The 20,587-nt window shown below is 58.4% G+C and carries 19 protein-coding genes; 9 read left to right on the top strand and 10 right to left on the bottom strand.

Going from position 1 to position 20,587, the window contains the following annotated elements; all coding sequences use genetic code 11:
- Positions 1 to 45: 45 nt before the first annotated feature.
- Positions 46 to 813 carry a tRNA pseudouridine(38-40) synthase TruA gene (gene truA / locus AC2FLA_RS11765; RefSeq protein ID WP_496722376.1) on the top strand — a complete coding sequence of 256 codons (768 nt, stop codon included), beginning with the start codon at positions 46 to 48 and terminating at the stop codon, positions 811 to 813.
- Here the strand turns inward: truA and AC2FLA_RS11760 are convergent.
- The 4 genes from AC2FLA_RS11760 to AC2FLA_RS11745 are packed head-to-tail and all read right to left on the bottom strand — an operon-like array spanning position 810 to position 4,520.
- Positions 810 to 1,763, bottom strand: coding sequence for a nickel/cobalt transporter (locus AC2FLA_RS11760; RefSeq protein WP_496706801.1), 954 nt, complete (start codon positions 1,761 to 1,763; stop codon positions 810 to 812). The two genes, truA and AC2FLA_RS11760, sit on opposite strands and share 4 nt — an antisense overlap.
- A complete protein-coding gene (locus tag AC2FLA_RS11755; RefSeq protein ID WP_496722374.1) occupies positions 1,748 to 2,464 on the bottom strand; it encodes a DUF1007 family protein in 717 nt (238 codons plus the stop codon). The genes AC2FLA_RS11760 and AC2FLA_RS11755 overlap by 16 nt, the downstream gene beginning before the upstream one ends.
- Before the next feature lie 5 nt (positions 2,465 to 2,469).
- Positions 2,470 to 3,273 carry a thioesterase family protein gene (locus tag AC2FLA_RS11750; RefSeq protein ID WP_496722372.1) on the bottom strand — a complete coding sequence of 268 codons (804 nt, stop codon included), beginning with the start codon at positions 3,271 to 3,273 and terminating at the stop codon, positions 2,470 to 2,472.
- A gap of 11 nt (positions 3,274 to 3,284) precedes the next feature.
- Positions 3,285 to 4,520 carry an acyl-CoA dehydrogenase family protein gene (locus tag AC2FLA_RS11745; RefSeq protein WP_496722371.1) on the bottom strand — a complete coding sequence of 412 codons (1,236 nt, stop codon included), beginning with the start codon at positions 4,518 to 4,520 and terminating at the stop codon, positions 3,285 to 3,287.
- A gap of 127 nt (positions 4,521 to 4,647) precedes the next feature.
- Here AC2FLA_RS11745 and AC2FLA_RS11740 point away from each other — a divergent pair, with 127 nt between their 5' ends.
- The gene (locus tag AC2FLA_RS11740; RefSeq protein ID WP_496722369.1) at positions 4,648 to 5,583 is read left to right on the top strand and encodes a 2-hydroxyacid dehydrogenase; all 936 of its coding nucleotides are present in this window, start codon (positions 4,648 to 4,650) and stop codon (positions 5,581 to 5,583) included.
- Positions 5,584 to 5,590: 7 nt separating this feature from the next.
- Here the strand turns inward: AC2FLA_RS11740 and AC2FLA_RS11735 are convergent, their stop codons facing one another.
- Positions 5,591 to 5,947: a hypothetical protein gene (locus AC2FLA_RS11735; RefSeq protein ID WP_496699689.1), complete on the bottom strand. Its 357-nt coding sequence runs from the start codon at positions 5,945 to 5,947 to the stop codon at positions 5,591 to 5,593.
- 175 nt (positions 5,948 to 6,122) lie between these two features.
- Here AC2FLA_RS11735 and AC2FLA_RS11730 point away from each other — a divergent pair, with 175 nt between their 5' ends.
- From AC2FLA_RS11730 to AC2FLA_RS11720, 3 genes are all read left to right on the top strand, one after another.
- Positions 6,123 to 6,956, top strand: coding sequence for a bifunctional allantoicase/(S)-ureidoglycine aminohydrolase (locus AC2FLA_RS11730; RefSeq protein WP_496722367.1), 834 nt, complete (start codon positions 6,123 to 6,125; stop codon positions 6,954 to 6,956).
- An 88-nt stretch (positions 6,957 to 7,044) separates the two neighbouring features.
- On the top strand, positions 7,045 to 7,368 hold the full coding sequence (locus tag AC2FLA_RS11725) for a hypothetical protein (protein ID WP_108860986.1): 324 nt from the start codon (positions 7,045 to 7,047) through the stop codon (positions 7,366 to 7,368).
- Positions 7,369 to 7,422: 54 nt separating this feature from the next.
- Positions 7,423 to 8,409 carry a type I glyceraldehyde-3-phosphate dehydrogenase gene (locus tag AC2FLA_RS11720; RefSeq protein WP_496722366.1) on the top strand — a complete coding sequence of 329 codons (987 nt, stop codon included), beginning with the start codon at positions 7,423 to 7,425 and terminating at the stop codon, positions 8,407 to 8,409.
- A 94-nt stretch (positions 8,410 to 8,503) separates the two neighbouring features.
- On the opposite strand, the gene AC2FLA_RS11715 is transcribed toward AC2FLA_RS11720, so the two are convergent.
- The gene (locus AC2FLA_RS11715; protein ID WP_496722364.1) at positions 8,504 to 8,992 is read right to left on the bottom strand and encodes an ureidoglycolate lyase; all 489 of its coding nucleotides are present in this window, start codon (positions 8,990 to 8,992) and stop codon (positions 8,504 to 8,506) included.
- A complete protein-coding gene (puuE, locus tag AC2FLA_RS11710) occupies positions 8,989 to 10,407 on the bottom strand; it encodes an allantoinase PuuE (protein ID WP_496722414.1) in 1,419 nt (472 codons plus the stop codon). The genes AC2FLA_RS11715 and puuE overlap by 4 nt, the downstream gene beginning before the upstream one ends.
- A 161-nt stretch (positions 10,408 to 10,568) precedes the next feature.
- Between puuE and uraH the strand changes: the two genes are divergently transcribed.
- Positions 10,569 to 10,925, top strand: coding sequence for a hydroxyisourate hydrolase (uraH, locus tag AC2FLA_RS11705; protein ID WP_496722362.1), 357 nt, complete (start codon positions 10,569 to 10,571; stop codon positions 10,923 to 10,925).
- A 33-nt stretch (positions 10,926 to 10,958) separates the two neighbouring features.
- Here uraH and AC2FLA_RS11700 read toward each other — a convergent pair whose 3' ends face one another.
- On the bottom strand, positions 10,959 to 11,882 hold the full coding sequence (locus AC2FLA_RS11700) for a LysR family transcriptional regulator (protein WP_496722360.1): 924 nt from the start codon (positions 11,880 to 11,882) through the stop codon (positions 10,959 to 10,961).
- Positions 11,883 to 11,978: 96 nt separating this feature from the next.
- Between AC2FLA_RS11700 and AC2FLA_RS11695 the strand changes: the two genes are divergently transcribed.
- The 3 genes from AC2FLA_RS11695 to AC2FLA_RS11685 all read left to right on the top strand — a co-directional run bounded on the left by AC2FLA_RS11695 (position 11,979) and on the right by AC2FLA_RS11685 (position 19,242).
- On the top strand, positions 11,979 to 13,202 hold the full coding sequence (locus tag AC2FLA_RS11695; protein ID WP_113791601.1) for a urate hydroxylase PuuD: 1,224 nt from the start codon (positions 11,979 to 11,981) through the stop codon (positions 13,200 to 13,202).
- 215 nt (positions 13,203 to 13,417) lie between these two features.
- Complete coding sequence (locus tag AC2FLA_RS11690) at positions 13,418 to 15,166, top strand: autotransporter assembly complex protein TamA (RefSeq protein WP_282120693.1); 1,749 nt, start codon at positions 13,418 to 13,420, stop codon at positions 15,164 to 15,166.
- 38 nt (positions 15,167 to 15,204) lie between these two features.
- Positions 15,205 to 19,242, top strand: a complete 4,038-nt coding sequence (locus tag AC2FLA_RS11685) for a translocation/assembly module TamB domain-containing protein (RefSeq protein WP_496722358.1) — start codon at positions 15,205 to 15,207, stop codon at positions 19,240 to 19,242.
- 12 nt (positions 19,243 to 19,254) lie between these two features.
- Here AC2FLA_RS11685 and AC2FLA_RS11680 read toward each other — a convergent pair whose 3' ends face one another.
- Complete coding sequence (locus AC2FLA_RS11680; RefSeq protein ID WP_496722357.1) at positions 19,255 to 19,776, bottom strand: thioesterase family protein; 522 nt, start codon at positions 19,774 to 19,776, stop codon at positions 19,255 to 19,257.
- Positions 19,760 to 20,566: a cyclase family protein gene (locus tag AC2FLA_RS11675; protein ID WP_496722355.1), complete on the bottom strand. Its 807-nt coding sequence runs from the start codon at positions 20,564 to 20,566 to the stop codon at positions 19,760 to 19,762. The genes AC2FLA_RS11680 and AC2FLA_RS11675 overlap by 17 nt, the downstream gene beginning before the upstream one ends.
- Positions 20,567 to 20,587: the final 21 nt, after the last annotated feature.

Raw genomic sequence — 20,587 nt, 5'->3', positions numbered from 1 at the left:
TTTCCCACTCTTGCCCGTTGCGGCACGGCGCGTTACCAGCAGCCCATGCCTAGATACGCGCTGAAAGTCGAATACCAGGGGAAACCGTTTGCCGGATGGCAGCGGCAAAAGGAATTGCCGTCTGTTCAAGGGGCAATCGAACAGGCCTTGTCCCGTATTCAACCCGGCGATCACACTATTGCCGCAGCCGGGCGTACAGACGCGGGCGTGCACGCGCTGGGGCAGGTTGCGCATTGTGATCTGATCAAGGACTGGGACCCGTTCCGCCTGTCTGAGGCGCTGAACTATCACCTTAAACCGCAGCCTGTTGCCATCGTTAAGGCGGCTCGAGTAGACGATGACTGGCACGCGCGCTTTTCCGCGCTGGAACGGCAATACCTGTTTCGTATCCTGATGCGCCGCGCACCTGCTACGCATGACGCTGGGCAGGTCTGGCGGATCAACCATCAACTGGACGTGGACGCGATGCAGGCGGGCGCGGATATGCTGATCGGACGGCATGATTTCACAACCTTCCGATCCTCGATTTGTCAGGCTGCGAGCCCGGTCAAAACCCTGGATGAGCTGCGGGTCGAACAGGTTGAAGGCTTTTCCGGACCAGAGGTTCATTTTCACGTTCGCGCGCGGTCTTTCCTGCACAATCAAGTGCGCAGCTTTGTTGGAACGCTTGAACGTGTCGGTGCCGGAACATGGTCACCCGAAGATGTGCGGGATGCTTTGGAGGCCGCCGATCGCACCGCCTGTGGGCCGGTATGTCCGCCGCAAGGGCTGTATCTGGCGCGGGTCGGGTACCCGGAGCCCGTATTCGATTAAATCGCGCGCAACAGCAGACCGCTTGCAATCACGGCGATCAGCAGCCCCGCCACCAGTTCAATCGTCGGAGCCAAGACCGAGGCAAATCGCGTCGCCGAGGCTGAGGCCAGCAGCCCTCCGCGCAGTCCGAACGAAGTCCACCCGACCAAGGTCGTGACCGTCGCCGTGCCAAGCGCCATGGCGAAAGCACCGGCAATGCCAACCATTGCGATGCCCATCTGCCAGGTCAGGATCAGCACAAACAGCGCTCCGGTACAGGGACGTGCGGCAATCCCAGCGATCAGTAGCGCGGCTTCGCGCAGGCTGCCAACTTGGGCCACTTCGTCGGCGGTGGGACCGTGGCGATGCCCGCAATCTGCGCAGACGCCATGGTCATGGTCGTGATGTTTGTGGTCCTCGTCGTGCGGGTGGTGATGGTCGTGCTTGTGCTCATGATGATGGGCTTTTTCGCTGCGATGACGTCGCGCGAAACTGCGAATGGATCGAAAGATCAGCCACAATCCAATCGCCGCGATAGCACCATAGCTGATCGGAGCCATGACCCGTTCGGTGGTATCGACAAGGCTTGCCCGGGACATCTGGAACACCAGTACCCCGGCATAGACAAGAACAACCGCAGTGACTGCCTGCCCCAGGCTGGACAACAAGCTGATTGCAGACAAACGCAGGAACGCCACGTTGCGTCCCAACCCATAGCCACCAATCAAAACTTTGCCGTGGCCGGGGCCGATGGCGTGAAAAAAGCCGTAGGCAAAACAGACCGTCAGCAGCGTTGCTACAGCCTCGGGCTGTTCCGCGCGGGCTGCGCGTAGGGAACGCGCGATCTGATTTTGGAACTCGCGCTGCTCACCCGCAGCCCATGCGGCCAAGTGGTCAAAGCCACCACTGCCCCAGAACCACAGCAGCAAACCAATGGAGATGGCGACAGGAATAATCAGGTACTTGGACATGAAAGGCGGATCTCGGACGCAAAGTTTTCCCCAACCAGCGGGATATCGTTTTCTTCAAGGTCATAGTCGGCATCCAGGGTCTGAAGGAACGCCTGCATCTGCGCCAGTTGCCCGTCGATATCCGCGTCAACCCGGCTGATCTCGCAAGAGGTGGGTCCGGATACCGATACAGGGCGGGTCACTTCATAAGCCGTGTAATAGGATTCATCGTATGCTTTGGCGACGACCTCGGTTGCCGGCACTCCACCGCCTTCCACCGCGCGCAGGTGGGTTGTCACGATACGGCCATCCTCGGTGGTCGCTTTGGCCTCCATCGGCCCCGACAAATCGACCGGCGCGCCATCGGCGAACACCACGAGATCGCCATTATATCCTTCGACCCACTGGGCATCAAAGCCGGACAGAAACTTTTCTTCGCTCTCGGTCAGAATGCCATCAGAATCCTGATCCAGTTTCATGTCCTCCAACTGAAACAAAGAGAAAAGCTCGTCATACGCCCAAGTTACCCTGACATGGGTCAACTGGCCGCTATCATCCACAATAAATTCCAGCCCGGTGTCGATAAAGACATGCGGGTGGGCCAATGCCGGAACCGGCAGGCAACAGGAGACAAGGGTTATGAGCCATCGCATAGGCGAAAGATAGGGGCTTGGCCCGTGCCCGGCAACGTGTTTCGGCAGACCCGTGCGGGAACTGGCCAAACCAGTCACTTCGGCGGGAACAAAACCAGTGTCTGCAACGCTGTACCGACCGGGCCTTCGGTGTCGAACAGAACCGATTGCGACATCCCTATTCCTGAAGGTTGCCAATGAGATACGGACTGCGAGGCCAACCAGTCCGATTTAGGTTCACGATGAATCTGGACCGTCAGATCGGTGTTCATGAACCCCATCTCGGACGTCGGTGCATTCCACGAGATCCCGTTGCCACAATCCGCCAGCGGGCAAAGCGCCTGAATCGGCGATTGCGCCTCGCCCTCCAACAGCTTCGGGGTGAGCATCCAGATTGTCTTTGGACCGGCTTTCTGGTTGCCACCCTTGGGGTAGAGAATGTCCGAATGGTTTGCGAACCCCGGCAGGTCATGACGCGTTTCGCCAATCGGAAACGGGCCGGTCACCGCATCGTCGAGTTCGGGCGTCGGCAACGTGATGTTCGGAACCGACCCCAAATCGCGACGCACCATATGCATCGTGGTGGCCGTAGCGCATAGTGTATCGTCCAGATCGTGCACAGTGACGCGGGTTGTGGCCAGCGTCTTGGTGTGTCGCGTAGTCTCCGCCGCCACACGCAGACCTGTCAGCGGCAGAGGGCGCAGCAAGTCCACAGTCAGCCGTGTCAGCATCTTTTCCGGCCCAACCTCTGTTTCGGCTGCACGAACGATCAGCCCCGCGACCGGGCCCGCATGGCAATGATCCGCAGACCACGGCCCGCGCGCGGGATCATTGCCGACAAAAGCTCCGTCAGCCCGAACGTGGAAATAGGCTTGTTCCTTTAGATCCGGTTTCAACACCACCTAGAACCTCAGACTTTTTCCTGGGTATGCTTCTTCAATTCGGCCCGCGCCACCTGACGGCGGTGTACCGCATCAGGCCCATCGGCCAACCGCAATGTACGCACATGGGTCCAGGCCGTCGCCAGCGGCGTATCCTGACTGACCCCCTGCCCGCCGAACATCTGAACGGCCTCATCGATGACTTTGAGTGCGACACGCGGGGCCACGACCTTGATCTGGCTGATCCAGGGTGCTGCCGCACGGGCATCGCCCTGATCCATGTACCAAGCAGCCTTCAGGCACAGCAAACGCGCCATTTCAATCTCCATCCGGCATTCGGCAATGATATCGAAATTGGCCCCGAGTTGCGCCAGTTTCTTGCCGAAGGCTTCGCGCTGCAGCGACCGTTTGCACATCTGTTCCAGCGCCGATTCAGCCTGCCCAATTGCGCGCATACAATGGTGGATACGACCGGGCCCGAGACGGCCTTGCGCGATCTCGAACCCGCGGCCTTCGCCCAACAGGATGCTCTCAGCTGGCACCCGGACGTTGGTAAAGCGGATATGCATGTGGCCGTGCGGGGCATCATCGTGGCCGTAAACCTGCATTGGGCGCAGAACCTCGATCCCTGGCGCATCGGCAGGCACAACAATCATCGACTGCCGCTTGTGTTTGGGTTGCTCGTCGCCTGCTGTCTTGACCATGACGATATAGACCTTGCACCGTGGATCACCCGCCCCCGATGACCACCATTTTTCTCCGTTCAGAACAAAATCATCCCCATCCCGCACACAGGACATCGACACGTTCGTGGCATCCGATGACGCCACATCCGGCTCCGTCATCAAATACGCTGACCGGATATCGCCGTTCAGCAGGGGTTTCAGCCACTGCTCTTTCATCTGGTCCGTGCCGTAGCGCTCGAACACTTCCATATTGCCGGTGTCGGGGGCTGAGCAGTTGAATACTTCGGCCCCAAGGGGCGTTTTGCCCATCTCTTCGGCGAAGTAAGCATACTCGACCGTGGTCAAACCAAAGCCCTTGTCGCTGTCGGTCAGCCAGAAGTTCCATAATCCGGCAGCCTTGGCCTTGGTTTTCAGCCCTTCCAGGATTTCCGCCTGACGTTCGGTGTATTGCCAGCGGTCGCCCTTATCGATTTCGGCCTGGTATTCTTCTTCCAGCGGCATGATCTCATCCCGGATCATATCTGCCACACGTTGCAGCAGCGCGCGATTTTCTTCGCGCAGACCGAATGACATGTTCATGAGCTTTCCTCCTCAGGCCCAAAGAGCGGGCTTTACCTTTGAACAGAGAATGACTTAGCTGCCGATAGAATGTCTAGCTGTGTGACGGAACGTCAACTCAATCAAAATGAAATTGCGAGGGTGATTCATGGCGCTACTGATCGAAACCGGTCTAACCGACTGGATAAGCGATGATGACATCGCCAAAACGATCCGAAACATAAATCCCGGTGCGGATGTGCGCACCCGGGAAACGATTGGAGATGCAAGCGAAATCAGCATGGTCGCTGTTGTCGGCCTGAACAACGACCACCCCAAACGGCTGCCGAACCTGCAACTGGTCCAGAAACTGGGCGCGGGCGTTGAAACGATTGTTGGCAACCCGAGCCTGCCCGATCACGTCCGTATCGCACGACTCAAGCCCGATGCGCCGGCGCAAGGTATTGCCGAGTGGTTCGTCGCCTATGTCCTTCACCACCAACGGAACATGACCTTTCACGAAGCCGCCCAGCGCAAGGCAGAATGGGTACCCAAAGCGCCGGTATTCACGCCGGACACCATAGTGGGCGTTCTGGGCCTGGGCCATATCGGCGCCCGCAGCGCCAGAATGCTGCGCGCCATCGGTTTTCAGGTCATGGGATGGAGCCGATCCCCGAAAGAGATCGAGGGCGTGACCTGCCTGCATGGCGAGGATGCGCTGCCGACGTTGCTAGGCCAATGCGACCACGTTTGCGCCATTCTGCCGTCCACGCCGCAAACACTCGGCTTGTTCGATATGCAGATGCTGGCCGCCATGAAACCCGGCAGTCAGTTGTTGAACGCCGGGCGTGGCGATCTGATCGATGAAAGCGCTCTGGTCGACGCACTGGACCGCGGCGCGCCCGGCCACGCCGTTCTGGATGTGACAAGCAAAGAGCCTCTGCCCTCAGACAGCCCGTTGTGGTCCCATCCCGGGGTAACGATCACCCCACATGTCTCGGGCTGGCATTTGGGTGAAGCGCTGGCTGACGTGGCCGAGAACTTCCAGCGCCTGACCGAAGGAAAGCCCTTGTTGCATGAGGTCGACCGCACGCGCGGCTACTAGACCTAAATCAAGGAGTCAGAATCCAGTTCCCGCTGGCATCCCGGCAGTTGCGGGTTCTGACTTCACGTGATTGTTCGGCCCCGGCGGGCACGATGAAATGCTGGAGATGCACGCAATTGTCCCGGACCTCGCGCACTCGGACAGTGCCTTTTGATCCGGTGTCGTCGTTCGACCAGTTGCGTTCGGTTCCAACCTGAGGCGTTCCATCTGCCAACATCGCATTGGTCGTGGCGTTGACGACACTATAGTCTTCGGGGCTCAATCCCATTTCAGCGATGATTCTCGAAAGTGGCTTGGCCTGTGCCAGTGAAACTGCGCCGATCACAACGGCTGCTGCAAAAAAGGGTGAAATCCAGGCTTTCATGATCTTCTCGCCTTGCTGAAATAAGTTTGGTCACAAGACTATACCGCCGGGGAACGGGGGCCAAGCCCCGCTGGCCGACCTTCAAATAATACCGAACAAACCTATCGCGACTCGGGTGCTAGGACCGCCGCGCCAATCGCCTCATAGTGCCTCAAACACGAACCAGAGGCATGAAATGGCACAGCCCACCTATTACGCGCCCACAGGCGGACACCCCGGACAAGACCAACTGTTGACCGACCGCGCCATGTTTACCGACGCCTATGCGGTTATCCCCAAAGGCACCATGCGCGACATCGTAACCAGCAACCTGCCGTTCTGGGAAGGCACCCGGCTTTGGGTCCTGTCCCGCCCCCTCAGCGGATTTGCCGAGACGTTTTCGCAATACATCATGGAAGTTCAGCCCGGCGGCGGCAGCGAACACCCAGAAACAGTCGCCAAGGCGCAGGGTGTTCTCTTTGTGGTCGAAGGTGAGGTGACCCTGACGTTAGGTGGAACTGAGCATGTCCTCGATACCGGCGGTTATGCCTATATCCCGTCTGGATCGGATTGGACCCTGCACAACCGCGCCGAAAAAACCGCCCGATTTCACTGGGTTCGCAAAGCCTATGAAGCCGTTCCCGGCCTGCCCGCACCAGATCCGATCATCACCAACGAACGTGATGTATCCCCCATCGAGATGCCCGGTACCGAGGGGCGCTGGTCCACGACCCGCTTCACCGATCCGCAGGATCTGCGTCATGACATGCACGTCAACATCGTCAATTTCGAGCCCGGCGGTGTGATTCCCTTTGCCGAAACCCATGTCATGGAACACGGTTTGTACGTGCTGGAAGGCAAGGCGGTCTATCGGCTTAACCAGGATTGGGTTGAGGTAGAGGCCGGCGATTATATGTGGTTGCGCGCCTTCTGCCCGCAGGCCTGCTATGCGGGCGGACCTGGTCGCTTTCGCTATCTGCTTTACAAGGATGTGAACCGGCACATGCCGCTGATGTTGTCCAAACGCTAGGCTTTTAAACGCTTTTTTCGGTCAGGGGTTCACAGAAGCGCGTGAATCTGGTGAAATGACAGCGGATTTTAGCACTGGAGATTGTTCAATGGTACTGCGTGTAACGATGCTTGCACTGGCCGCTGCGATTGGTTTGACGGCATTTGATGCAACGCCTGTCGCCGCAAAGGAAGAAACCAAGCAGGTTTTTGTCATGAGCCGCACCTGGGCGGTGACACAGGTCTCGGACGCTCCGGTCGTGTACCGCGCGACGCGCGACAACAACAACCTGAACCCATTTGGCCCGCCGCCGCGCCTGCGCACCATTCAGGCCATAGCCGCCTTTCAGCAAGCGACCGGGTGCAGACCGATCGTGGCCAGCATGTATCAGAACATTTCGGGTCAGTTCTTTTCGCAGGTCAGCTGCAACTGACCACAGGTCACAACGGGCATTGAGCTATTGGCAGCGCACTGCCATAGCTTGCGCATGAGACTTGCAATCAACGGATTCGGCCGTATTGGCCGCACTATCCTGCGGCAGCTGCTGGCTTTGCCGCAGGACACGGATATTGAGCTGGTTCTGATCAACGACATCGCCCCGCTTGAGACCTGCGCCTACCTGTTCAAATATGACAGCACCTTTGGCCCCTACGCCGGAGCAGTAGAACAGGGCGACGCGGCCATCGTCGTCGATGGGCGCACAATCCCAATGACACACAGCCCCAATCTGGCACATGTCGATCTGTCCGGTGTCGACGTTCTTATGGATTGCACCGGCGTTGCCCGCACCTCGGATGTGGCCAGTCAGGGCCTGACCGCCGGGGCCCGCAAGGTGCTGATCTCTGGCCCCTCGCCCGCGACAGAAGTCACTATTGTTCTGGGGGCCAACGAAGATCAGTTGGGCAATGCTCGCATCGTGTCCAACGCGTCTTGCACAACCAACGGACTTGCGCCCTTGGTCAAAGTGCTGGACCAGATTGGCGGGATTGCGTCAGCCCATATGACAACAATTCACTGCTATACGAACAGCCAACCTATGGTGGACGCACCACGCGGCGATTTGGCCCGTTCGCGCGCGGGCGCGCTGTCTATGGTGCCGACCACGTCAAGCGCCACTCATCTGATAGACGAAGTCATGCCGCATTTGGCCGGCCGCATCTCGGGCGCTGCTGTTCGGGTCCCGACGGCCAGTGTATCCGCCATTGATCTGGTGGTAACGCTGGATCGCGGAATGTCGCCTGGGTTGTTCGAAACCGAACTGCGCGCAGCCGTCCAGACATCGCCCGTGCTGGGCTGGACCGATTCCCCTCTGGTCTCGTCAGACCTGCGTACACGGCCAGAGTCACTGGTTATAGCGGGACCCGAGACACGGATGGTTGGCGAACATCAGGTCCGTGTTTTCGGCTGGTATGACAATGAATGGGGGTTTTCGGCACGCATGCTGGATGTTGCCCGCCTTATGACAGATGGCTGAATTTGCGCGGGCGCAGCGGGCGGGCTTGCCCGCACGCTGCTTGGCCAAACGGGTCACAAGTATCTTTGATGCGCATTGACCGGGCGGGAGAGCCCTATCCGCCTATGATCTCAAACGGGGCGTCAAACCAAAACTCCTCCAGATTAGCCCCCCCACCAATCCGATCAATCACAGCGAATAAGCCGGGCCCGTGCAATGGGGTCAGCACCCCATGCCATGTACCGCGAAAATAGTTCACACCCTGTCCGGGCTTGGTCACAAATGCCTGCGGATGTCCGGGCCGCCCGCCCTCATCCGGGGCCACGACAACCAGAAAGGGCTGGTGTGTCATCGGTATGAATGCCTGACTGCCCTCGGGGTGACGCTCAACCATATCCAGTTGATAGGGCAAGGATCGCGGATTGGCGTTGAAAAGGCTGATACCGGCGCGCCCGTCTGTGAAATCCAGTCGCGCCAGATCATGGTAGCGACCACATTGCCCCTGATTGATGATCTTGTCCGGATCACCGGTCACTTCGATGACATCACCGAACGGGGCAAATGCCTTGGCCGTCAAAGGCGTAGTCCCGACTTGCGCGCTCATGAGGGTAAAATGTCCTGCAACCGGAATTCGGCGATCCGCTCGACCTGACGGCAAGCCTCTGCGAATTCGGTGTCCTTATCCTGATCAATCCGCCGTTGAAACGCCTGAAGGATAGACGTTTTGTCGTGATCACGCACGGCGATGATAAACGGAAAACCGAACTTCTCGGTGTATTTCTGGTTCAAGCCCGTGAACATCGCACGCTCATCATCTGTCAGAGCATCCAACCCTGCCGAAGCCTGCTCGGACGTGCTTTCTTGCGTCAGCCGTTTTGCCTGCGCCAATTTTCCGGCCAGATCCGGGTGCGCGGTCAGGACACCCATCCTTTCGTCCGCAGAGGCGGAGCGGAACATGCGGGTCAGTGCATTGTGCAGCCCACCTGCCGTGTCATGGGCCGGTCCCAATTCCAGTTCATACGCCCGTTCAGCGATCCAGGCGGAATGCTCGAAGATGCCGCCATACGTCGCGACAAACGCGTCCCGATCCATCTGAGCAGGCTTCGGATGCGGCACCGCCGGATGGTGTTCCGCCCAGTGTTCGGCGATCTGCAACCGTGTCGCAAACCAGACATCGGAAAAGCTGCGCGCGTAATCCAGGAAGCGTTTCAACGCCATCACCCGGCCTGGTCGTCCGATCAGGCGGCAGTGCAAACCGATCGACAGCATCTTGGGCGCGCCAGCTTCGCCCTCGGCATACAGCGCATCAAAGCTGTCTTTCAGGTAGGAATAGAACTGGTCGCCCGAGTTGAAGCCCTGTGGCGTGGCAAAGCGCATGTCGTTGCAATCCAGTGTATAGGGCACGATCAACTGATCCCGCCCACCAGTCTGCATCCAGTACGGCAAGTCGTCCGCATATGTGTCGGCCACATAGGAAAAGCCACCTTCTTCTGCCACCAGACGAGCGGTGTTTTCCGAACATCGCCCCGTGTACCAACCGCGCGGGCGTTCACCGACGACCTCGGTGTGAAGACGGATAGCTTCGGCGATTTGTGCGCGTTCTTCATCTGCGGGCATGTCTTTATGCTCGACCCATTTCAAGCCATGACTGGCAATCTCCCACCCGGCGGCCTTCATCGCTGCCGTCTGATCCGGCGAGCGGGCCAGGGCTGTTGCAACTCCATAGACTGTGATCGGCAAGTCCTGCATCAACCGGTGCAGTCGCCAGAAACCAGCGCGAGAGCCGTACTCATAGATCGACTCCATGTTCCAATGGCGCTGGTCCGGCCATTGGGCGGCCCCCACGATTTCAGACAAGAACGCCTCGGACGCGGCATCGCCGTGCAGCACGCAATTTTCACCGCCCTCTTCGTAGTTCAGTACGATCTGAACGGCCAGCTTCGCGCCGCCCGGCCATTTGGCATCTGGCGGGTTGGCACCATATCCGATCATGTCACGAGGATAGCGAGAGGGCTGCATGGCATCTTCCATTCTTGATCTTTTGAATAGCCTTACCCCAGAAACACACCGATGATTATCAAATCAATCCGAACGCTGTTTCCGGTTCTTTCGGCATTTCCACTGTTTCAAACTTTGCGTCAGACTGTGACAAAGCAAAAGACAAATCAAAGGAGAGACCCGTGGCTGGCTATCTGACGACCCATGTTCTGGACACTGCACGCGGCTGCCCGGCTGAAGGATTGAAAATCGCACTCTATCGGGTGTCGGGGAATTCCCATCGCAAAATTGCCGAGATGGAGACCAATTCGGACGGGCGCACTGACAGCCCAATCTTGCCACAAGACTCCTTCAAAACTGGTACTTACGAGCTGGTTTTCTTCGCAGGAGACTATCTGCGCGCATCGGGCCAGGCTGCTGAGGACCCTCTGTTTCTTGATCAGGTGCCGCTCCGGTTTGGCATGTCTGATGCCGAGGCACATTATCACGTGCCTCTGCTGCTGTCCCCTTACGGCTATTCAACCTACCGAGGCAGTTAAACCGCGGGATGGGGCTGCCGCTAAGCGGCAGCTTTATTTGTCGGCAGTTTCCGACACACGCACGACCTTGCCGATCCGTGCGATCATGAAATCCATGAACAAACGCGCCTTGGGGTCCTGATGGCGGCGATGTGTGTATAGGCAGGCCATTTGAACAGACACCGGCGGCGTTTCGACCGCAACGGGGACCAGACGCCCCGAACTGAGGTGTTCGACCACTTCAAAAACCGGTTTCATCGCGATCCCCTGCCCCGACAGCGCCCAGTCTGTCAGCACATCCCCATCGTCACATTCAAACCGGCCAGAGACTGCGAACCGCTTGGGACCGTCAGGTGTCTCTAGCTGCCACTGAAACTCGGTCGCGCCGGGAAACCTCAGGTTCAGGCATTCATGGCGCTGGGAAACCAAGTCCGCGCCCGTTGCCGGCATGCCCCTGCGTTCAACATAGGCCGGAGCGGCACAAAGCACACGCTGGCAGTCGGCGATCTTTCGAATACGCAGAGTACTATCTTCAGGCTGGCCGATGAAAAAGGCCAGGTCCAGACCTTCGGTCGTCAGATCAACGGATCTGTCCGTCAACCGCAGGCGCACATCGATCTCGGGATATTCCGCAAGAAAATCGGGCACATGCGGTGCCAAGACCCTGCGACCGACCCCTAGTGGAGCAGCCACAAACAACGATCCCCGCGGGGCCTCGGTCAGATGGACGACCTGCGCTTCGGCATCGTCCACCGCATCCAGAACGGCCACAGCACCGGGATAGAATGCCCGCCCCTGCTCTGTCGGGCTCAGGTTGCGCGTCGTTCTTTGAAACAGGCGCACGCCCAGATGATCTTCAAGCTGAGATATCCGCGCCGACGTCACCGCAGGCGAGATTCGCAGGTCTCGCCCAGCAGCGGACATGCTGCCAAGGTCATAAACCCTGACAAAGGTGCGGATGTTGTCTAGATAGGACATCTTTTCGTTTTTTTTGATACAGTTTGACAATATCAGGGAATACCGAAGAAAGTGCCCTTTGCCTAGTGTGACGGCAACCAATCGGAGAGCTTTCTCATGTACGACTTCGCCGTGTTCTGGGACTGGATGGCTTTTGCCGTGCGCTGGCTGCACGTCATCACTGCTATTGCCTGGATCGGATCCTCATTTTATTTCATCGCGCTGGACCTTGGCCTGAACCGCGACATCCCCGGCCCGGCGGATGGCGAGGAATGGCAAGTACATGGCGGCGGTTTCTACCACATCCAGAAATACCTGGTCGCGCCCGAACGGATGCCGGAACACCTGGTTTGGTTCAAATGGGAAAGCTATGCGACTTGGCTCAGCGGGGCTGGGTTGCTGATGATCGTGTACTGGGTGGGCGGAGAGCTTTATCTGATCGACGCACAAAAAGCCGATCTGGCGCTGTGGCAAGGCATTCTGATCTCGGCCGCCTCGCTGACAGTTGGTTGGCTGATCTATGACTTCTTGTGCAAATCAGGTCTGGGTGAACGTCCGACCCTTCTGATGGTACTGCTGTTTGTGCTGCTGGTTGTTATGGGCTGGGGGTATAACCAGGTGTTTACCGGTCGTGCGATGATGCTGCATCTGGGTGCATTCACGGCCACGATCATGACAGCCAACGTGTTTTTCATCATCATGCCGAACCAACGCATCGTGGTAGACGATCTGAAGAACGGCCGTACACCTGACCCAAAGTACGGCAAAATCGCCAAGCTGCGCTCGACGCATAACAACTACCTGACGTTGCCGGTGGTGTTTCTTATGTTGTCGAACCACTACCCGCTGGCCTTTGCGACAGAATACAACTGGATCATCGCGGCTCTGGTCTTCCTGATGGGCGTAACCATCCGACACTACTTCAACACGCGCCACGCTCGGGCAGGCGATCCAACCTGGACATGGCTGGTCACTGCGTTGCTGTTCATCGCAATCATGTGGTTGTCTACTGCCCCTATGTACAAACCTCTGGAAGAGGCCGAAGCACAGCCACTGACACCGTTTGAACAGAAATACGCTGCCGCTGACGGATTTGAAGAGGCCCATGACGTCGTTTTGGGACGCTGCTCGATGTGCCACGCACGCGAACCGGTGTGGGAAGGCATTCTGTGGGCCCCCAAGGGCGTGTTGCTGGAAACCGAGGGCGACATCGCCCGCAACGCCCAGCAAATCTATCTGCAGGCGGGGGTCAGCCATGCGATGCCCCCCGCAAATGTCACATACATGGAGCCCGAGGACCGCGAGGCCATCATCCGCTGGTTCCGCAACGCCGGTTCCTGATCCCGAGACCGATCAATCACACAGGCCGCAAAATTCAGGCGAGGCAGGATTTAGTCTTTTCCTGCAAGGAATCTGATGCTCTAACATGAATTTAATCAGCCGTTGCTTTGCACAAAACGGCAAATGTGATTTCGAGTTGGGGCAGTTGGAGCTATCAGATGCCGGGGAGCAGGCCGCGCGCCTTTTTGAAGAGATGCCTTCTCGGCGCGATTGCAATGACCCTGCCGACCGCATTGGCCGCGCTGGAAACCACCTTAACAGCTCCGGGTGCTTCAAAAGAGCTTGTCGAGCGGATGGAGGAAACCTCCTCGGTTACGACGGCCGAATCTCGCGGGCTGGACACGCCGCTTGAGATCTTGTCGGCGGCGCTTTCGGATTATCGCACTCTCGTCCAAATTCTTTATGACGAAGGGTATTTCAGCCCAGTCGTAAGCATCAAACTGGACGGAAAAGAAGCAGCTGAGATCAGCTCGCTCAGCGTACCAGCGCAGATCAATAGCGCGGTAATCACGGTCAACACCGGCCCAAAGTTCACCTTTGGCGAAGCCATCGTACAACCGATAACGCCCGAAACAGTTCTGCCCGAGGAGTTTGCGGTCGGCAAACTCGCGACCACCGGCGCGATCCAACAAGCCGCGTCAGCTGGCGTGCAGGGTTGGCGCAACGCGGGTCATGCCAAGGCCGAAGTCGAAGGCCAGAAAGTCATTGCCCGCCATGCCGAGGCCAAGCTGGATGCCGAGATCGACCTTACCCCCGGCCCGCGCCTGAGATTTGGCAAAATGATCATCAAGGGCGACACCGATGTGCGCCACCGGTCAATAGAAAAGATCGCCGGGTTTCCGGCAGGCGAAGTATATTCGCCCGAGAAAATCCAGAAGGTCGGCACACGGTTGCGGCGGACCGGGACCTTCAACGTTGTTTCGATTGAAGAGAGGGACACTCCGAACCCGGACGGCACATTGGATTTCGACGCGACGTTTGAAGATTTACCCAAGCGCCGACTGACCTTTGGCGCCGAGATCGCGTCGCGCGACGGGGTAGACGTGACCGCTACCTGGACGCATCGCAACGTATTCCGGCGTGCCGAACGCCTGCGGTTCGAGGCGGCAGTCCGTAATATCGGTGGTGCTGAGGATATCGACGGCCGGATCGGCTTGCGTCTGGATCAGCCCGACCGGCTTGGTCCCGATGACAACACTTTCTGGAACGCGCTTCTGGAACGGCGCAACACAGAAAACTACAATGTCACCGTTGCGTCGCTGGCCTACGGTGCCCGGCGCACGTTCTCTGATCGGCTATATGCCGAAGCCTCAGCCGGGTTTCAGTGGTCCAGTGCGGACGACGCCTACGGCGATGACCGCAGGTTCCGATATTTCATCCTTCCCTTACGGTCGGAATGGGACGAGCGCGACAGTAAGGTCAGCGCAACGCGCGGCTTTTATCTGGACGCGCAGATCACGCCCTTTGCTGGTCTGTCCGAAACCGAAAGCGGCATACGCATGTTTTTTGACGGGCGCGGCTATACCAGCCTCGGAACCGGTGGACGGCTGGTTCTGGCCGGTCGCGTACAACTGGGATCAGTGCTCGGGCCGTCGCCGGACGGTGTAACACCAGACTTCCTGTTCTTCTCGGGCGGTGCCGGAACCGTTCGGGGGCAACCTTACGAGAGTCTTGGCATCCCTGTCGGCACCGGTATCGCAGGCGGCAAATCTTTCCTTGGTCTTTCCGCCGAGGTGCGCGGCAAAGTCACCGAAGCCATATCTCTGGTCGGGTTTTATGACTACGGTACGGTGGACACATCCTCATTCATCGGCAGCGGCGCAGAATATCACGCAGGTGCCGGGCTTGGGGTTCGGTATGATCTGGGCGGATTTGGTCCGTTGCGGCTGGATCTGGCCGTTCCAGTGCAGGGTGACACCGGCGACGGATTGCAGTTTTACATTGGGATCGGACAAGCATTTTGATTGGACGTCGCGCATATCCGTTATTGATATCGGGGCTGATGCTGTCTGCCCCTCTGCCACTTGCCGCACAAGAGGAAGGCGGCAGCATGCTGGAAAACTTCCTGCAGGATACGCTCTCTGGCGACGACCAAAACGTGACCGTTAAGGGCCTGCAAGGCGCATTGAGCGCCCGCGCGACAATTGAAGAGATCACAGTTGCCGATGATGAAGGTGTTTGGCTGACCATCAAGGATGCCGAACTTGACTGGAACCGTCTGGCGCTGATCCGCGGCCGATTTTCGGTCAACTCTCTGACCGCGCAGGAAATCGATATTGCCCGTGCGCCGGGCACAACGACCAAGGAAGAACCGCCTGCTTCGGCGGAAACGCAACCGTTTCAACTGCCCGAACTGCCGGTTTCCATCGAAATCGGTGAAATTCGAGTGGATGACCTCTCCCTTGGTGAGCCGCTGATCGGTGTCGCCGCCGACCTCAGCGTCACGGGCAACCTGACGCTGGCAGATGGGGCGCTGGACACCAATCTGGATGTAATCCGATTGGATCGCGCAGGTGATGAGATCAAGCTGGCCGCTGGTTTCCAGAACTCAACAAGTGAGATCAACCTAGATTTACAAGTGAACGAAGCCTCTGGTGGTCTGATTTCAACCGCGCTGAACATCCCTGACAGCCCACCGATCGGCCTGACAGCCAAGGGCGCGGGCCCGCTGTCGGATTTCACCGCCGATATTGGGCTGAGCAGCGACAACCAGATGCGCGTCACTGGGCAGGTTCAGCTGCAGGCGGCCGAGGGCAGCGCAGCGGACGGTATTGCATTCACCGCTGATCTGAACGGCGATCTGACACCCTTTCTGGCGGAGGACGTCGATCCGTTCTTCGGACCAAAATCACGGCTTTATGTCGATGGCCAGACCAAGCCCGAAGGCGCGCTGGACATCTCGGATCTGGAACTCACCACGCAGGCGCTGGATCTGAAAGGTGAATTGCAACTGGCTGAAGGCGGCACTCTGCAACTGGCCGCTCTGCAAGGGCGCATCACCCCGCCAGATGGGGAAGCCGTCGTTCTGCCGGTGGCAGGAGGCGACACATCGCTCAAGGCGGCACAAATTTCGGCCCTGTTTGACCGCCAGAACGGCAACCTTTGGGATCTGAGCCTGACGGCCAACGAATTCGCGTCTCCGCAGGCAAAGCTGGGTGATGCCCGGATCACCGCGCAAGGCACCCTGGATCAGGGCGAGGTTCTGACTGTCGATGGCGACGTACAAATCGCGGTCGGCGGAATAGACATGGCCGATGACGCGCTGACCACGGCCTTGGGCGAACGCATCACACTTGATGGACAGTTCGACTATAGCAGCGATCAGTCCCTGAACTTGTCAGGGTTCGAGCTTGTGGGGTCTGATTACACATTAGCGCTGGACGCGCTGATCTCAGGTCTGACCAGCGGCTTGACGGTCGACGGGACGGCCAAGCTGGACGCAACAGACCTGTCGCGCTTTTCGGACCTTGCCAAGCTGGATCTTGGCGGGCAGGTCTCGGCCAGTGTGACCGGAAAAGGTTCACCGCTGGAACGCAGCTTTGACGGCAAAGTCATGGTTCAGGGCCGCGACTTGTCTACTGGCCGTGATGATATCGACCCCGTGATTGCCGGAGAGACCACAATCACTCTGGACGCCAGCCGCGGCACAGACGGCATAACTATCCGTGAGTTCGATCTGGACAGCGAGGCCGCCAAAGCGGTGGCCAGCGGTGTTGTGACCACCCCGGACGGCAACCTGACCATTGATGGGCAGGCCCGGGTCAACGCATCGGATTTGTCGGTCTTCTCTGGCTTGGCAAAACGCGACCTTGGCGGTTCACTACAGGCGACCGTGAACGGCACAGGCACGGTACAAACGCTGGAATTTGACGGCACAGCCAGCGTGACAGGTCAGAACATCAAGACCGGCATGGCCGATATTGACCCGCTACTGACCGGCAGAACCGAGATCGAATGGGACGGTGCCAGAACCGCAGACAGCATCGATATCCGCAGCGCCTCGGTGAATGGCCGCGCCCTCACTGCGCAAGTACAAGCGGTTGTAGACGATCCCACCGGAGATCTGTCGGCAGATGGCCAAGCGCAATTGAATGTGCCGGACCTGTCCCTGTTTTCCGGGTTGGCCGGGCGTGATCTTGCCGGTTCGGTCGCAGCAAACGTGCAAGGCAACGGTACCCTTTCCACCCGGGCATTCGATGTTCAGGGCAACCTCGATGCCAACAACATCCAAACCGGCATTGAGGCCGTGGACAAACTGATTCAGGGCCAGACGACCCTGTCCGTAGATGCCCAGAATGGGGAAGATGGCCTTAGCATTGAAACGTTCCGCCTGAACGGCACGGCCATCACCGCAACGGCTTCGGGTAAGCTGGACCGTCAAGCGGGCGGGTTGGATTTCTCGGTCAAACTGGACGATCTGGCGCGGGTGTTGAACACGATGTCCGGTCCACTGACGTTGGATGGAAACGTTGCCCCGACATCCAAGGGCGTGGAAGGTACGGTCAACCTGAATGGCCCCGACAGCTCATACGCCAAGCTAGCCGGGACGGTGGACAGCGATGGGTCGGCGGATCTGGATTTTGACGCCAAGTTCAACCAGATCGAGCGTTTTGTACCTGAGTTTCCGGGTACAGTGGCCGCCAAAGGCAGCGCCAAACGCAACAAGGGTGTCTGGACAATCGACGCCCAGGCCGACGGACCTGCGGAGATTAGCGGCAAAGTCTCTGGTACCTTCGACGAAAGCACCGGAGAAGCGGACATGAAAGCCGTTGGTGGCGTCAATCTTGGCATTGCCAATATCTTTATCACGCCCAACAAGATTGACGGCAGCGCTCGCTATGACCTGACCCTGTCGGGCAAACCCGCACTGGAATCCCTGTCCGGATCAATCACCACGTCAGGTACGTCGCTGGCAATCCCCGGCGCGGGACAGACGATCACCGGCATCAGCGGATCGGTCCAACTTGCGAATAGCCGCGCCACGATTTCCCTAAGTGGCGGACCACGGGCAGGCGGCAATTTTACCGTCAGCGGGCCTGTAGACCTTTCACCACCTTTCAATGCCAATATCACGACCGCCCTTAACAGCCTCGTACTGACCGATCAGTTGCTGTATGAAACCATGCTGAACGGGCAAATTGCGATGACCGGGGCGCTGGCGGGTAACAGCTCGATCGCTGGACAGATCACGTTTGGCGAAACCAATATCAACCTAGCGGCCGCATCAGGTGCCGTGGGGGCCGCCCCTATCCCAGACATCGTTCACGTGAATGAAAGCGGGTCAGGCTATGTGACCCGTGAACGCGCGGGCCTCGTCCAAAAGGAAGACGGCAATAAAAACAATTCTCGTATCGCCCTGGATGTCAGTCTATTGGCGCCCAAGGCCGTGTTTGTCCGCGGGCGTGGCGTCAACGCTGAGCTGGGTGGAAGAATAAACATCGGCGGCACCACGTCCTCGGTCATCCCATCGGGTCAGATCGAACTGATCCGTGGTAACTTTGACATTCTGGGGCGCAGGCTGGCCCTGACCAAGGGTATTGTGACGCTGCAAGGGGACCTGACGCCCTATATCGAGTTCGAATCCTCAACCAGCACCTCTGATGGTACGGCAACGATCGAGATCGCCGGACCACTGGATTCGCCCGAGGTCAACGTCTTTTCCGACCCGGAGCGCCCAGCCGAAGAAGCGCTGGCAATGCTGTTGTTTGGCAATCGCTTCTCAGAGTTGTCACCGTTCGTGATCGCTCAGATGGCGGCCTCGCTGGCACAACTCAGCGGCGCCGGCGGAGACGCAACCAAAGGTTTGCGTGAGTCGACAGGCGTCGACACCGTGGACATCGGCGTGTCCGATGGTGGCGCGGGCCGGCTCGGCGCCGGGGCGTATCTGAGCGACAACCTTTACACCGATTTCACCGTCAACACAGAAGGCGACACCGAGGTGAACCTGAACCTGGATGTTACCGACAGTTTCACCGTGAAAGGAACTGTAGATGGCCGGGGTGAGACCGGGGTCGGGGTCTTCTTTTCACGCGACTACTAAGCGGGCCTTAGGTCACTTTCTGCGGATGCCGATCGGGTGTCCGACTTCTGGGGCCGGATCTAGCGCCGCATGATCCTTTACCATGCGCTGTAAGCGTGTGACTGCCCAATCCGGATAGGGAACCGACCGGCCGGTCGTATGGCTGACATTCATGAACAACGCTTCCTGAGTGGCGCAGATAGCACCGTCTTTTTCAGACACCATCTGCGCAAAATAGTGGCCACGTTTGTGATCTGCGTCCAGCATCCGAAACCGGATGCTGAAGGCCTCACCTTCCAGTACTTCGCGTAGGAAATTCATGTGGGATTGCAAAATGTAAGGTCCCTGCCCCATCGCATTGACCTGCGCCTCACCCAACCCAAGGTGATCCACCATCAACAGCTCCAGCGCATTGTCGAAGGCAACGCCGTAGTAGCCCACGTTCATGTGACCGTTATAGTCGATCCACTCGGCGCGCGCCTTGAACCCGCGGAAGAAAAGCGGGGCATCATAGGGTCCGTCATGTCCGGCCAGCCCTTCAGGCGTCAGTTGCATCAAGTGCTCCTTCTTGGGTCTCAAAGATCGCAACCGCGCGGATGAATCCAGCTGAAGCCCCTTTGATCTTGAACGGGAAACAGGAAATCTCGAACCCAGTCGGCGGCAAGGTTTCAAGGTTCGTCAGTTTTTCCATGTGACAATAGCCAACCTCCATCGAGGCCCGGTGCCCTTCCCAGATAATCGATGCATCTTGGGTCTCCGCATACTCCTGAGCGGTCAATGGAAACGGTGCGTCCCAGCTCCAGGCGTCGGTTCCTGTCACGCGCACCCCGCGTTTAGTCAGATACAGCGTTGCCTCGCGCCCTATGCCGCATCCTTTGGCCAGATAGTCCGGATGCCCATAACGCGTGCCGGCCGAGGTATTCACGACTACGATATCCAACGGCTGCAATTCGTGACCAATCCGTTTCAACTCGGCTTCGACATCGGCGGCGGTCGCCACATAACCATCGTCGAAATGGCGAAAATCCAGTTTCACGCCGGGGTTCATGCACCATTCCAGCGGCACCTCGTCGATGGTGATCGCCCTCTCACCATTGTTCATGGTCGAATGGTGATGGTAAGGCGCGTCCAGATGGGTGCCATTGTGCGTGGCGATCTGAAGGCGTTCGATGGCCCAGCCCTCACCGCCGGGCAGGTCATCTTTCTGCAGGCCCGGAAAAAAGGACATGACTTGTTCGGCGGTCTGGTTATGGGCCAGATATTCGATTTCGGGTAACATGATCGACGGGTCCGACACGATGCCGGTTTCCAACGGAACGGATAAATCGACGAAGCGGCGTGCCATGTAAAACTCCTCCACCAAGAA

This window comes from Ruegeria sp. CDSA033, assembly GCF_059612305.1.
This window is presented reverse-complemented; position numbering and strand designations above follow the sequence as displayed.